Origin of the sequence: Pleomorphomonas sp. NRK KF1, assembly GCF_023721755.1 — a bacterium.
Taxonomy (GTDB): domain Bacteria; phylum Pseudomonadota; class Alphaproteobacteria; order Rhizobiales; family Pleomorphomonadaceae; genus Pleomorphomonas.
On sequence record NZ_JAMDLH010000002.1, the window covers coordinates 771,603 to 784,659 of the forward strand.

At 66.3% G+C, this 13,057-nt stretch carries 12 protein-coding genes; 5 read left to right on the forward strand and 7 right to left on the reverse strand.

All coding sequences use genetic code 11. From position 1 onward, the window contains the following. Positions 1 to 94 precede the first annotated feature (94 nt). Positions 95 to 1,726, forward strand: coding sequence for a cyclic peptide export ABC transporter (locus M4J39_RS08895; RefSeq protein WP_251727448.1), 1,632 nt, complete (start codon positions 95 to 97; stop codon positions 1,724 to 1,726). A gap of 1 nt (position 1,727) precedes the next feature. Beyond that, complete coding sequence (locus tag M4J39_RS08900) at positions 1,728 to 3,353, forward strand: cyclic peptide export ABC transporter (RefSeq protein ID WP_251727449.1); 1,626 nt, start codon at positions 1,728 to 1,730, stop codon at positions 3,351 to 3,353. Here M4J39_RS08900 and M4J39_RS08905 read toward each other — a convergent pair. Beyond that, entirely contained in the window at positions 3,331 to 4,455 is a 1,125-nt protein-coding gene (locus M4J39_RS08905; protein ID WP_251727450.1) for a pyridoxal-phosphate dependent enzyme, read from the reverse strand. The genes M4J39_RS08900 and M4J39_RS08905 overlap by 23 nt on opposite strands. Before the next feature lie 82 nt (positions 4,456 to 4,537). Here M4J39_RS08905 and M4J39_RS08910 point away from each other — a divergent pair, with 82 nt between their 5' ends. Further along, on the forward strand, positions 4,538 to 5,581 hold the full coding sequence (locus M4J39_RS08910) for a TAXI family TRAP transporter solute-binding subunit (protein WP_251727451.1): 1,044 nt from the start codon (positions 4,538 to 4,540) through the stop codon (positions 5,579 to 5,581). Here the strand turns inward: M4J39_RS08910 and M4J39_RS08915 are convergent. Genes M4J39_RS08915 through M4J39_RS08940 form a run of 6 tightly spaced genes read right to left on the reverse strand, consistent with a single transcriptional unit; the run spans position 5,548 to position 11,299 of the window. After that, complete coding sequence (locus tag M4J39_RS08915) at positions 5,548 to 6,174, reverse strand: DUF697 domain-containing protein (RefSeq protein WP_251727452.1); 627 nt, start codon at positions 6,172 to 6,174, stop codon at positions 5,548 to 5,550. The genes M4J39_RS08910 and M4J39_RS08915 overlap by 34 nt on opposite strands. Next, on the reverse strand, positions 6,164 to 6,826 hold the full coding sequence (locus tag M4J39_RS08920; protein ID WP_251727453.1) for a ParA family protein: 663 nt from the start codon (positions 6,824 to 6,826) through the stop codon (positions 6,164 to 6,166). Before M4J39_RS08920 ends, M4J39_RS08915 begins: the two co-directional genes overlap by 11 nt. Before the next feature lie 35 nt (positions 6,827 to 6,861). Beyond that, complete coding sequence (locus M4J39_RS08925; RefSeq protein ID WP_251727454.1) at positions 6,862 to 7,584, reverse strand: GNAT family N-acetyltransferase; 723 nt, start codon at positions 7,582 to 7,584, stop codon at positions 6,862 to 6,864. Further along, the gene (locus M4J39_RS08930; RefSeq protein WP_251727455.1) at positions 7,581 to 8,603 is read right to left on the reverse strand and encodes an ABC transporter substrate-binding protein; all 1,023 of its coding nucleotides are present in this window, start codon (positions 8,601 to 8,603) and stop codon (positions 7,581 to 7,583) included. The genes M4J39_RS08925 and M4J39_RS08930 overlap by 4 nt, the downstream gene beginning before the upstream one ends. Beyond that, entirely contained in the window at positions 8,600 to 10,552 is a 1,953-nt protein-coding gene (locus M4J39_RS08935) for an MFS transporter (RefSeq protein ID WP_251727456.1), read from the reverse strand. The genes M4J39_RS08930 and M4J39_RS08935 overlap by 4 nt, the downstream gene beginning before the upstream one ends. Further along, entirely contained in the window at positions 10,553 to 11,299 is a 747-nt protein-coding gene (locus M4J39_RS08940; RefSeq protein ID WP_251727457.1) for a hypothetical protein, read from the reverse strand. Positions 11,300 to 11,453: 154 nt separating this feature from the next. On the opposite strand from M4J39_RS08940, the gene M4J39_RS08945 reads away from it, so the two are divergent. Continuing rightward, a complete protein-coding gene (locus M4J39_RS08945; protein WP_251727458.1) occupies positions 11,454 to 11,627 on the forward strand; it encodes a hypothetical protein in 174 nt (57 codons plus the stop codon). 56 nt (positions 11,628 to 11,683) lie between these two features. After that, a complete protein-coding gene (locus M4J39_RS08950) occupies positions 11,684 to 12,913 on the forward strand; it encodes an SPFH domain-containing protein (protein WP_251727459.1) in 1,230 nt (409 codons plus the stop codon). The last annotated feature ends 144 nt before the right edge of the window (positions 12,914 to 13,057 follow it).

The following is a 13,057-nucleotide window of genomic DNA, read 5'->3' on the forward strand; positions in this document are numbered from 1 at the left end:
TGCTTAGGGCGGAATGACCCGTTGTCGGGCGTGGACATGCCGCGCCGTGTCGCTATAGTGCCAGCGGGCTTTTGTCGCGGATACACCGGCGTTCATGAACCACCTCATTCGGCTCCTGGCCTCGCAGCCCTCGTTTCCGCGCGCGCGCATCGTCGGCGCGGCCCTGCTGTCGGGCGTTTCCGGCGTCCTGGTGCTGATGATCGTCAACGTCGCTGCCCGCGAACTGTCGGACTCGGGTCAGGCGCGCGTCGACTGGCTGCTGGCCGCGCTGTTCGCGGCCGGCATCGCCGTCTACGCCGGCAGCGAAGTCTTCGTCACCTCGCGGGTCTGCTCGGCCCTCGAGGACGCCATCCACCAGTTGCGTTCGCGCCTGCTGGCCGGCCTCGCACAGGCCGATTTCGAGAAGGTCGAGGCAATCGGCCGATCGGACCTCAGGGAGGGCATAACCCAGGCGACGCAGACGATCTCGCAGAACTCGCAGTTCCTGGCGTTGAGCCTGCGCTCCGCAGTCATGGTCGTGACGGTGCTGGGATATATTGCCTGGATATCCTTCTCCGCCTTCCTTCTGGTCGGCATCGCGACGGCCATCGGCGGCTTCGTCTACCACCGGGCTGGGCAGCGGTTGGCTGCCGGCTTCGTCAGGATGATGGATGCCGACAAGCGGCTCATGGAAAGCCTCGGCGACCTGCTTGACGGCTTTCAGGAGGTCCGCCTATCGAGTGCACGTCGCCGCGACCTGGCCGAAGCTTTCGAGGCGGTGTCGGCCGACGCCACCGACCTTCGTGCCGATGTACAGATCCGCGCCATGCAGCAGTTCGTTCTCGGACAGGTGGCGGTCTACTTCATGCTGGCGGTGGTGGTCTTCGTCATTCCCATATACTCGCCCGACTTTCGCGGTCAGGTGGTCCAGGTCACCACGTCGGTTCTGTTCATGACCAGCGCCATCGGCGCGCTGATACAGACCGTGCCGTTGCTCGGCGCATCGGAACAGGCGGCCATTCGCATCCTGATGCTTCAGGAAACGCTGGCCGCCATGGCCGACGCCCCCGCGACGACGACCGACGATACGACCGATTTCCAGACCATCGGTCTCAGGACCGTCTCCTATGCCTATCCTGCCCCCGAGGGCGAGGCTCCCTTCTGCCTCGGACCGGTCGACCTGACCGTCCGGCGCGGCGAGATCGTCTTCGTGACCGGAGGCAACGGGTCCGGCAAGTCGACGCTGATCCGTCTCATCACCGGCCTTTATCATCCCCAGGGCGGGGTCACGACCATCGACGGTCTCGGCGTCGGCGCCGAGCGGCTGCGCGCGCTGGTGGCTCCGGTGTTCGCCGACTGTCACGTCTTTCCACGTCTCTATGGCGCGGCACCCTTCGATGTGCGGGAAGGCGCTCGCCTCCTCGCCCTGATGGAAATGGACCAGATCACCCGCATCGTCGGCGACCGGTTCGAGCGCATCGCCCTGTCGACCGGCCAGCGCAAGCGTCTCGCCCTCATCGCCACCCTCCTGGACGACCGACCGCTTCTGGTGCTGGACGAGTGGGCGGCCGATCAATCGCCTCACTTCCGGCGCAAGTTCTACCGCGAGATCCTGCCGGAGCTCCGGGCACGCGGCAAGACGATCATCGCCGTGACCCATGACGACGCCTATTTCGACGCCGCCGATCGGCGGCTGCACCTCGAGGAAGGGCGCCTCACCGAAGTCACCGCCCCGGAGGCGGCCTGACATGCGGCTCTTTGCCCTCCTTCGCAGCGAAACCCGGATCAATCCGCGAGCCCTCGCGTCCCAGACGGCAATCGGTGCGGCTTCGACCGTCGGCGTCCTGGGGCTCGTCAGCTTCAGCGCCGTCATGGCCGACCACAGCGATCCCGGCCTTCGCATGCTCGCCATGCTTGCGGTGGCCGTGTTGCTGAATGCCGTCTCGCAGAATGCCGTCATGTCGGCCTCGGCCAGGGAAGCGGAGAGGATCATCCGCCGGCTGCGGGCCCGGCTTTTCGACCGCATCCAGTACGCCGACTATATGACGGTATCCTCCACGGGCCGGGCAGTGCTGTTCACTGCCATGGCGCAGGAAACGCAGACCCTGTCACGCACCGTGCCCATCCTGACGCTGGCCGCCCAGCAGGTGGTGACGCTGGTGATGGTGGCCGCCTTCCTCGCCTATCTGTCTCTGCCCGCCTTTCTGGCCGCCGCCGTGTTCGGCTCGCTCGCGGTGCTCGTCCATGTCCGGCGCAGCGGCACCATGGCCACGGCGATGGGCGAGACGATCGCCGAGGAGCAACGCCTGTTTCAGGCATTCGAGCATTTCGTCGACGGCTACAAGGAAGTGCGGATCAACCAGCGTCTGTCGGACGCACTTTCCGCCGAAATCGTCGCCCATTCCGATCGGGTCCGAGCGGCCCGCAGCACCACCAAGCGCCGCTGGGCCATCGACTTCGTGATCATTCAGTCACTGTTCTACGCCCTCGTCGGGCTGATGACCTTTGCCGTGCCTATGTTCGACGACGGCTTTTCCGACGTGGTGTTGCAGGTGACGACGGTCGCCCTGTTCATGATCGGGCCGATCTCCACCATCGCCCAGGCCATCCCGGCCGTTGCCGAGACCGACGCCTCACTCGGGCGTATCCTGGCGGTCGAGGAAGCCCTGTCGAGCGCGGCCTCGACCGGCGCCGCCGAGGAAGTCCGGCCTCTCGACGAGCCTACGAGGAAGATCGCGCTCTCAGGCGCCACATTTACCTACCGGACGACCGACGGCGCGCCCGGCTTTGCCCTCGGGCCGGTCGATCTCGACATACGGGCTGGAGAGATCACCTTCATCACCGGCGGCAACGGTGCCGGCAAGACCACGTTGTTGCGTCTTCTGGCCGGCTTGCTGGTGCCTGATCGCGGCGCCCTGCTTGTCAACGGCGAGCCCCTCCAGCCCGACCAGCGGCAAGCCTACCGCGACGGCATCTCGGCGGTCCTGTCCGACTACCATCTGTTCCGTCGTCTCTATGGCGTCGAGGAGCCCGCCGCCGAACGGCTCGCGTCGTTGCTAGACTGGCTGGAAATAGCCGACAAGGTGGCGGTGCGCGACCGGTCCTTTTCGACCATCGACCTCTCCAGCGGACAACGCAAACGTCTGGCACTGCTTGTCGCCGAGCTGGAAGACAAGCCCGTGCTGATGCTCGACGAATGGGCGGCCGATCAGGACCCGTCGTTTCGGCGGAAGTTTTACGAAGAAATCCTGCCGGGCCTGAAGCGACCCGACCGCATCGTCCTTTGCGTCACCCACGACGACCGCTACTTCCACGTGGCGGACCGCGTCATCCAGATGGATGAAGGTCACCTCAGCCGCGCCTCGACAGGCTGAGTTCCGGGGGCGGTCCTTCGGTATTGATCGCCAGTATCCGGCTCGACCGATCAAGCCCGAGCAATCGCCGGCATGCGTCGTCCGACGCCGCGGCGACGAGCCCGGCCAGACCGGCGATGCCTGTATCCCAGGTGGAGAGCGGCGCGTCGCCCCATGCTCCGGCAACCAGGGCCGCCTGGACCGTTTCGGCGACACTCTCGTCAAGCGCCAACCCGGCGAAGGCCGTATGCGACAGGATCCGCCACGCCGGAGCCGACATGCGGCCGCAGGCAAGGCCCGCCATTCGGGTTCTGAGATCACCACCGACTGGCGTGGATGCGCAGTCCCGGAGGCTGGCGAGAACGCAGGCGGCGGAAGCGGGCTCCACCGTGATCATCCGGGGTACCAATGGAGACATGCGGCGCCATAGCGACGCAGCCACGCCACCGGCCACGCCGCCGACGCCGCACTGCACGAAGACATGACTTGGCGGCGCCTCGGAGATACCCTGCTGCCAAGCCTCTTCGGCAAGCAGACCGTAACCGGCCATGATCGCCGCGCAGACGGCGCTGTCGCCGTCGTAGTCGGTATCGGTGACGAGCAATGCGCCATCGCGGCGGGCCTCGGCCTCGGCGGCCAGGACCGCCTCGTCATAGGTGCCGTCCACCACGACCACCTGAGCTCCCTCGGCCCTGATCCGTCCGAGCCGGACCTCGTCGACGTCGCGCCCGACGTAGATGCGTGCGAGGCCGCCCTGCCGCCGGGCCGCCCAGGCGAGCGCCAGTCCATGATTGCCATCCGTGGCGGCGACCGCCACGAAGGGTCCGCCACTCCCGCGCTGGCGCAGGAGAACCCGGAGCCCGTGCGGCGCGCCAAGAGCCTTGACGCCGCCGGATCCGAACCGGCGCGACTCGTCCTTGCAGACGACGGCTCCAAGACCAAGCCGGTCGGCCAACCCCGGCAACGCGAGAAGCGGCGTCGGCCGGTAGTCCGGCTCGGCGCGGATGGCGGCGAAGGTCTCATCCATGCGGTCGAACAACGGAGCAGGAAAGGCGAGATGGGCACGGAACGCATCATTGACGGCAACATCGGCGATGCCAGCCTCGGAACCGGTCAAGATCATTCTTCCCTCTCGTCGAGCTTTCGGAGCCTACCACTATGGCCCTCAGTCGGTTAAACTATCGCGCCTGCCGAGGAAAAAACCCTTGAAGCCCATACATGTCATTGCGGTGATCACTGCCATCTGCGTCCTGGCCGGCCCCGCCGTCGCACTCGCGGACGATCCGGCCGAGTTCAGCCCCGACGCCATCCCGACCGCGCAGACGATCCCGGACGACCCCGGCTTCAGCTCGGCAATGCCGCAGACCGAACGCTTCATCGCCATTTACGGGGGCAGCACCAAGGGCACTTACTACCAGGTAGCCAGCGCCATTTGCGCCGCTGTCGAAGCATCCTTCTCCAAGCATCACATCCGGTGCGTTTCGCTGCGTTCGCAAGGCGATCTCAGCAATGTCAGCCTGATGGCCGAGGGACGCGCCCAGTTCATCATCGTGCAGTCGAACACCAGCAACGACATCGCCGAGAAGCGCCTCGACCTTCCGACGGCCCGCTCGGTCATGTCACTGCACAACGAGCTCGGCCTCATGGTCACCGCAGCCGGACAGCAGATCGACGGGGTCGGCGACCTCAGAGGCAAGCGGGTCAACCTCGGTCCGGAAGGCTCCTCGTCGCGCCGGCTCTGGAAACAGCTGTTGTCGGCCGAGGGGGTTGGGCTTTCCGATCTGGCAACCGTCTATGACGCCGCGCAGGATCTCAACCAGCGCGGCCTGTGCGACGGCGATATCGACGCCTTCGGCCTGTGGATCGGCCATCCCGCGTCGGCGATCGCCACGTCCATATCCATCTGCAATGCCAGAATCATCGGCATGCGCTCGCCCGCCACGGACCGGCTGGTGGCCGAACACCCGGATTTCTTCAACGGCGAAATCCCGGCCGGCACCTATCCGAACCAGGACAAGCCGATCCCCTCCTATGGCTTCAAGGCCACCCTCGTCGCCGACGACCGGGTGGATCAGGATCTCGTCTACTGGCTGACGCGCAGCGTCGTGGAAAACATCGATCTTTTCCGCTCGCGTCATGCGGCGCTTGCCGGCGTCGATCCCCGCGCAATGTTCGAAAAGGGCAACTTCCTGCCCTTTCATGAGGGCGCGGCCCGCTACTGGCGCGAGGTCGGCTGGCTGGCGAAATAGGCCCGGATGGCCGAGGCGTCGAAGGTGAGCGCCGTGCCGCCGGTTTCGAAATGCAGCACGAACGCGCGCCCGATGGTCCGCGTCATGGCCGCGGCGGCGACCGAGGACGTCATTATTCCCAGGATGTTGGCTCCAGGCACCAGCTTGGCGAAAGCGGCGGTGGTCACCACCCCGGCACCTGCCTGCCCGAACCCGCCGGCAAGACTGGCGACCAGAGTTCTCACCCGATCCTTGCCGATATCCTGGCCGTGGAGTTTGGCAAGGGCCTCGATCATCAGGGCGACCACCGCCATGACGCCCAGAGTGTCGACGAAGGGCAGCGGCAACAGGCCGCCGACGGCGGCATAGGCCGCGTGGCGTTCCACGATCTCGCCCGCCCTCGCACGCCGCAACGCCGTGGCGTCACCGATGGTCGCGACGGTCAGGGGCGGCTTGGTATCGGCCGCGTCGGATGGCGCAGGGCTCGGCGCTTCCGGCGGAGCCTGGTCATCTTGAGGGGGCGGTGGCGTGACGGGCGCGGCACGAGTGGTCCGCGGCCGACGACGGATGTCATCAAGGGTTTCGGCCGTCGCCTTCGGAAGCTTACGACTCATGGGGCACCCTCGCCTCGCTCAATGCCTGTTCGACTTCTTGAGCCAACGCGGCAATCTCCCGCGCCGCAGCGCCTCGCGGCTCGGTCATCGATGGCGTAGCGCCGAACAGGGCCGCTTCGCCATAGGCAATCCGGTTGACGAGTTCGGATTCGAACAGCGGAAAACCGGCCCCGGCGAGTTCGGATCGTATATGGCGGGCGATGACGCTGTCACGGGTGGTCTGGGTCAGAACGCAGCGGAACTTGAGGCGCCGCCCTTCCTGACCTGAAAACAGAGCGTCGGCGGTATCCAGCATCACGTCGACATCCAGCGGCGACGGCTTGACCGGCACGATCACCAGATCGGCGACCGTCATGGCGGCCAGAGTAGCCGCCGTGCGAAAGCCCGCGGTATCGACGATCACCGGGCTATGCCTGAAAGCCTCTTCCCGCGCCGTCGCCACGACGGTCCCTCGAGAGTTCTCGATCACCGGCACGCCGGCGAGCGCCTGTTCGCGCCGAGCCAGACGAACCAGCGAGCGTTGTGGATCGGCATCGATCAACGCCGGTTGGCCGCCGGCGAGGCGCCAGTGAGCCGCAAGGCAACTGGCCAGCGTGCTCTTGCCGCTGCCGCCCTTCAGCGTCGCGACTGCGATGATCGCTCCCCCGGCCATGGTTTCCCCTCGCCGCCCGAACCGACAGCCAGATATCAGGTTCCCGATGCGTCCCTGTCGCAGGCGTACCAGATTCGCGGCCCATCCGTCGCCTCCGACAAGCTCCACCCTTGGTAGCCCGATATCAACGCCCTGGCGGCCTCGGCGGTATCCGCCAAGGCGATCCAGCGTCCTTCCGTATCCGGCTTCGACAGCCGGTCGAGATCGCGGCGCACCAAGAAGCGGAGCCCTCCGAACGCGGGACGCAGCGCCCGAATGGTCAGTCCTTCCGCGAGAAGGTTGCGGAGGCTCGGCAGGTTGCCCGGCGCCACCGTCGACACGGCGATCCGCCGGCCGGCCATTCGGGCGGCCTCGATGCGCGCCGCCACCAACCGACGCTGCAGTCCATTGCCGCGCCAGCGCGGCAAGACGCCTGCGCCATCGATGGTGGCGACGTCAGCTCTTTGCTCCGCCGTCAGGCCGAACTGATCGGCGAAGCTTTCCTGGTCGGGCGCGGGCAGGCCGAGAACGCCGTAGCCGATAAGCTCCCCGTCCGCGAACAAACCCAGGATGCGGCCGCAGGCACGACAATGCTCGTGAAAGAAGGCGTTGGTCTCGCGGCAGAGCAGCTCCGGCGCCACCGCCTCCCGCACGGCGTGATGGAGGGCGATGACGCCACCAACCTCGTGGGGTTCGAGCCAGCGCCCGACATAGGGAATAGCCGCCGAGGCCCGGCCGTCGCAGCGGTGAAGATGGCCGGACAGGACCGTCTCGGTCATCGGATCATCTCCGCGTAATCGATGAGCTGCAGCGACGGATAGCGGTGAAGTCGCAAGGCTACCGGTAGTCGGACGAGATAGGAAAACCGCTGCAGCGTCTCGATGGGAACCGAAGACGGCGGTTTTCCCTCCACCAGAACCTGCCTGGCCTTGTCGGCGGCGAACTGGCCGACCGTCGCATAGCGGCTGACAAGGCCGATCATCGCCTGGCTTTCGCGAATCTCGAGCTCGGTGGCGGTGAAGGCCGGAATGCCCGCCTCGATGCCGGCGCCCGTCAACGCATCGCGGTTGGCGCCGACGAAGTTGTCCGGCCCGATGTAGAGAATATCGGCGCCGCGACGCCCGAGATCGGCAACGAGCCCGGGAATGGTCGCCGCATCCGGCTGGCCGTCGGCTCCCGCCGGCACGGGGGCTTCGAGAAGCTGGAAGCCGGCAGCGGGCGCCAACGCCCTGAGTTCGGAAAGGTTGGCGAGCGAGTTGGTTTCGGCCGGGTTATAGACGACGCCGAGTCGTTGCATCGGCAGGAAGGCCTTGATGGCGTTGATCTGGGCCGGCAGCGGCGCGATGTGCGATACGCCGGTGACATTGGGCCGGGGCGGTTGACCGTCGGGGGGCTCGATACCCGCCCCGCGCGGCGACGACACCATGGTGAACAGGACGGGCACGTCCGTGAGGTGGACGGCCGGATCGACCGCGTCCCAGCGGCCGATGAGGCCAAGGGTCACGCCCGTGCCCCAGGCATAGACAAGGTCCGGTTTCGAACGGCGAAGTTCAGCGATTACGGCGGGCAGTTGGTCGAGATTGCGGGCAATGTCGTGCACATCGATGTCAGCCTCGATCCCAAGCGCCGACAGCTCCCGCCGAAAGCCTACCTCCGCGTCAGTCTCGCCTCGCCAGAGCACCATCGCGATCCTGAAGCGACGCCGATCCATGACCGGGTCGGCCGCCTGGGCCGACCGCAGGAGCAACAGGCCAGTGGCGCCAGCGAACAGACCAGCGAGCAGGTCGCGCCGCCTCATGGCGCCGTCTCCTTCGGTCGGGAGCGCCAGCGCGCCGTGAGGCCCGCATAGGCCAGCGCGCTCAGGCAGGCATACAGGCCGAAGACGGCGACCGCGCCGACGCTACCGAAATGAGCGCTGAGTGGCGCGGCGATCATCGGGCCGAGTCCGCCACCGAACCGTTCGACAAAGCGCATGACGGTCAGTTCGGGGGCATGACCGTGACGAACATCGGCCTCCGAGGCCATCTCCACCACCATGGAGGTCTGGGCGCTGATCGACATGGCCTGCCCCGAGCCGAGAGCTGCCACCATCAGGATGGCGGCGGGTAGGGCGAGCGCCTGAGGCACGATCGGCGCGGCAAGAAGCGGCAGCGCCGACAGGAAGAGCCCCAGGGTTACCACCGCCGCGTGGTTTTGCCGGCGATCGGTGAGGCGACCGAGCCACGGCCCACCGAGCAGCACCACCACGCCATAGACCATCAGTATGCGGCCGACATCCGCCTCGCGCCAGCCGTCACCGATCAGCGTCACCGGCAGGAGATAGTAGAGAAAGCCGGTGAGCAGCAGCTTGGCCGGAATGGCAGCGAAGATCATCTGCACTGCGAGGCGTCGGTTGGCGAGAGCGACGGCGAAGTCGCCGAGCGTGACGCTGCGCGGCCGTTCGTCGGGCGACCGCCGAGACCCAGCCATCAACCAGGCCGCGACGACCGCCGACAGGGCGGCGACCAGCGCGGCAAAGACGAAGGTTTCGTTCTGACCGAAGCGCTCGGCCAGTACCCCGCCAAAGGCCGGCCCGCAGATGTCGGCCAGCGTGATGCCGCCGACCATCATCGCCGAACCGCTGGCCCGGTTGGTCGAGTTGGTCTTCTCGATCACGAAGCCCTGGCAAGCGATATAGGTCGTGCCATATCCGATCGCCGAAACAGCGCGCCAGGCGAGCAGTTCCCAGTAGCTGCCGGCGAGCCCCGTGCCACCCAGACCGATCGTCGCGATCACCGCGCCGGCCGTGTAGAGGCGGGCCTTGCCGAGGCGGGTGTAGAACAAGGTGGCGAAGGGCATTGCCAGCGCGACGACGCTCATGTGAAGACCGACGACGACGCCGGTCGCGAAGTTGGCGTCGAGCCCCGATGAGGATGCCGCGATCTCGCCGGCATAGATCGGCATGAACGATCGGCCAAGTTCCTCGGCGAAGACGAACAGGAAGGCGAGCAGTCGGATCGATACCAGGGGGGCCGTGCGTGGCGATGCGTCGGCGCCGGTCGAGGGCGCCCCCAGAAGACCTGAAAGGCGGCTCGCCAGGGATCGTATCCATCCGCTTGCACGGGGAACGGCGAGGGTCGCAGCCTCTCCGCCGGCCACCAGCCGCAACGCGCGGGCAACGGCCCGTGCCGGCTCGACCACGTTGAGAACCACCACCAGAAGCATCACCTCGAAGGCCAGAAGACAGGACACCAGGACGATCACGCCGGCGTCCACCAGATTGTCGAAAAGCGGCTTGAACAGCGCGTCGCTATGGTGGCCGAGGTAGATGGACCCGCGGCGCAGCGGAAGCTCGGTCACGAGATGCCCGCCCTTCAGCGATTGCGAGGACGACAGTCCGTCGGCCACCGGCTCGGTTGGGCTGGAGAGGAGACGTTCCAGCGCGTCGCCGGTGGTGCCCTCGCTGAACAACACCCTCTCACCGTCGGTCACCGCGAGGAAGGCGATGTCCGGCTCTCTCTCCTTCAGCGTGTCGAACAGCCAGTCGACACCGACCAGACGATCGATGGGAACGCCGAGTTCGATCGCGGCGTCGATCTTTGCCCGCCCCTGGTCTGCCTCGGCCAGCGCCGTTCTTGCCAGCTCGGGAAGCAGAAGCTGGGTGCTGCTGGCCATCGTCAACCAGGAAACACAGGCCAGCGCGGCGGCGAGGGCGAGCGTGGCAATGGCCAGCCCCTGGAACATGGGATCGAACAGGCGTCTCGGCATTCAGTCGCTCCCCGCCCGCCGAGCGGCGACAAGCGCGGGACGGGCCGCGCGGTAGGCCTCGATAAGGTCGGCTTCCCACGCGTTGCCGGGAACGACGTTTGCGACCCCGACGGGCTCCTCCGACGCGTCGTCGCGCCCAAGGACTTCGAGGTCGGCATCGAGAGCCCGCAGGGAGGGCGGAGGGCGTGAGAAGACCAGCGCCGCGACGATCATCGCCAGGCTCGTCAGACCGGCGACCCATGCCCCAAGCGTCAGGTAGCGCCGGGTCAGCGACGCCATCGCCTGCCGAAAGGGAGCCGCCGCCCGGGACACCACCAGCTCGGCGGCGCAACCGCCCGTGGCATCAGTCACCCGCATGCTGATGTCGAACTGCTCGTCATGTCGCCGCGTCCAGGGCGAACTCGCCACCAGACCCGTGTTCGTTGCGTCACCGGCCTGAAACAGGACCCGCCCGCCACAATCCCGCACCCTGATGGAGGCAAGGTCCGGATGGGCCGCCAGGCGCTGACGGAGCAGGCCGGGAATATTCTCCTGCGCATCCACGGGAAGGCCGAGGTCCAACCCGACCGACAGGACGCGCGCCACTTCGCCAGCGGTCAGCTTCATGCGCTGGTCGACCAGCGCCCTATAGGTCTCCTCGAAGCGAAACAGGCTGAGCGTCGAGGTCAGCGCGATGACGGACAACGCGACCACCACCATCGCCGCCCCCGTCCTGACGGCGAGGACGACCGATTCGCGTTGTTTCATCACGACACCCGCGTGTTGACGACGGGCCATGGTCTTCCGCGCCCCCCTGCCCCGTCAATAGAAATCGAATTGACGGCTCCGTCCGGCATTCGTATCGTAACCAGCGATAAAACGACGGGAATTTCTTTACTCGTCGCCTGGGCGGGGCTCCGTGATGATCATCATCGGTATCTTGTACCTTATGGGATGCGCCGTCACCGGTTTCATGGGGCGTCACACGGTCTTTGGCTTCGTCGGTCACTTCCTGCTGTCGATCGTCGTTACCCCGCTTATCGACTTCCTTATCCTTGCGATCAGCCGCCCGCGTCGCAATGCCGAGCACGGATGACGGTCGGCGGGGCGATGCGAGGCAGACGATGACAGCGGGCAAACGGGCGAAACACGATGGCTGACACGACCTTGACGCAGGGCGAGGCGGCTGTCGGCTCCGCCGGGCGCGGCAAGGTGGGGCGCGCAAGGCGCTTCTGGAACCGGCTTTACGAACGACTCCATCGGCATTCGATCAGCGTCTATGCCCTGGTCCTCAGCTTCATTCTGTTTCTTCTGGTCCTGGCACCACAGATCTTCGTCAACGTGCCGGCCGGCAATGTGGGCGTGCTGTGGCTTCGCTTCTTCGGCGGCACGGTCACGACGTCCTATCTCGACGAGGGCCTGCACGTCATCTTTCCTTGGGATGAGGTCTACCTCTACGACGCGCGTCTTCAGAACCGCGCCCGCGTCTACGACACGATTTCCTCCAACGGCCTCAGCATGCAGGTGGAGATCGCCATCCGCTACAGGATCAACCGCGACACGGTTGGTCTTCTGCATCAACAGATCGGCCCGAGCTACGATGAAGTGCTCGTCTATCCGGAAATCGGTTCACACGCCCGCGAGCTCATCTCTCGCTACACGCCCGAGCAGCTCTATTCGGAAACCCGCGCCTTCATCCAGGCCCAGTTGCTGGAGCGCATGGTCACCCAGCTCGGAGCTTCCCTCGGCAACCAGAGCTTCCGCGGCCGCCTCGTCGACGTCGAGGACGTCCTGATTCGCAGCGTCAACCTTCCAGAGCGCGTACAGGACGCCATCGAGCGCAAGGCCGAACAATATCAAGCCATGCTGGAATACGACTTCCGCCTCGCCCGCGAAAAGAAGGAAGCCGAACGCAAGAAGATCGAGGCCGACGGCATTCGCGATTTCCAGGACACGGTGGCCCGCACCATCACGCCGGAATACCTGCGCCTGCGCGGTATCGAGGCAACGATGACCCTTGCCGCGTCTCCGAACAGCAAGATCATCGTCGTCGGCGGCAAGGACGGTTTGCCGCTCATTCTGAACACAGGCGACGAGCCGACCACGCGAACGGAAATGCCGGCGGGATCGGGAGAACCGCCTGCCGGTACAGACGCCCTTCAGCCGGCGCCGTCCAACGCGAAGCTGGACGACGTAGCCCCCACCAACGCCGCAGTCCCCTTGCACCTTCCGGCGTCTTCGCCAACCGGGGTACAAGCCGACCCTCAGGGGCGCAGGGACACCGTATCGTCGAGCACGGAAAGCGGCGCCAAACCGGCCGCCGGTGAGCCAAAGCCCGCCGATCCGTCGAACCCCGATCAGAAAGCTCCCGCGTCTCCCTGACGGCTTCCGCGTCGCGAGACGAACCGTTCGCGACTCTCGCTCGCGAGATATTCGGCAGCAAGCGTCGCGCAATGGTGGAACCAGATCGCGTGTCTAAAAACGATAAAGGATTCAGGCTTCAAGGCACGGTACGGGGATCGGCAG

Excerpts from the sequence above, each read along its gene's own strand:
- M4J39_RS08895 (WP_251727448.1), top strand. The coding sequence starts at position 95 with ATGAACCACCTCATTCGGCTCCTGGCCTCGCAGCCCTCGTTTCCGCGC.
- M4J39_RS08900 (WP_251727449.1), top strand. The coding sequence starts at position 1,728 with ATGCGGCTCTTTGCCCTCCTTCGCAGCGAAACCCGGATCAATCCGCGA.
- M4J39_RS08905 (WP_251727450.1), bottom strand. The coding sequence starts at position 4,455 with ATGATCTTGACCGGTTCCGAGGCTGGCATCGCCGATGTTGCCGTCAAT.
- M4J39_RS08915 (WP_251727452.1), bottom strand. The coding sequence starts at position 6,174 with ATGAGTCGTAAGCTTCCGAAGGCGACGGCCGAAACCCTTGATGACATC.
- M4J39_RS08920 (WP_251727453.1), bottom strand. The coding sequence starts at position 6,826 with ATGGCCGGGGGAGCGATCATCGCAGTCGCGACGCTGAAGGGCGGCAGC.
- M4J39_RS08925 (WP_251727454.1), bottom strand. The coding sequence starts at position 7,584 with ATGACCGAGACGGTCCTGTCCGGCCATCTTCACCGCTGCGACGGCCGG.
- M4J39_RS08930 (WP_251727455.1), bottom strand. The coding sequence starts at position 8,603 with ATGAGGCGGCGCGACCTGCTCGCTGGTCTGTTCGCTGGCGCCACTGGC.
- M4J39_RS08935 (WP_251727456.1), bottom strand. The coding sequence starts at position 10,552 with ATGCCGAGACGCCTGTTCGATCCCATGTTCCAGGGGCTGGCCATTGCC.
- M4J39_RS08940 (WP_251727457.1), bottom strand. The coding sequence starts at position 11,299 with ATGAAACAACGCGAATCGGTCGTCCTCGCCGTCAGGACGGGGGCGGCG.
- M4J39_RS08945 (WP_251727458.1), top strand. The coding sequence starts at position 11,454 with ATGATCATCATCGGTATCTTGTACCTTATGGGATGCGCCGTCACCGGT.
- M4J39_RS08950 (WP_251727459.1), top strand. The coding sequence starts at position 11,684 with ATGGCTGACACGACCTTGACGCAGGGCGAGGCGGCTGTCGGCTCCGCC.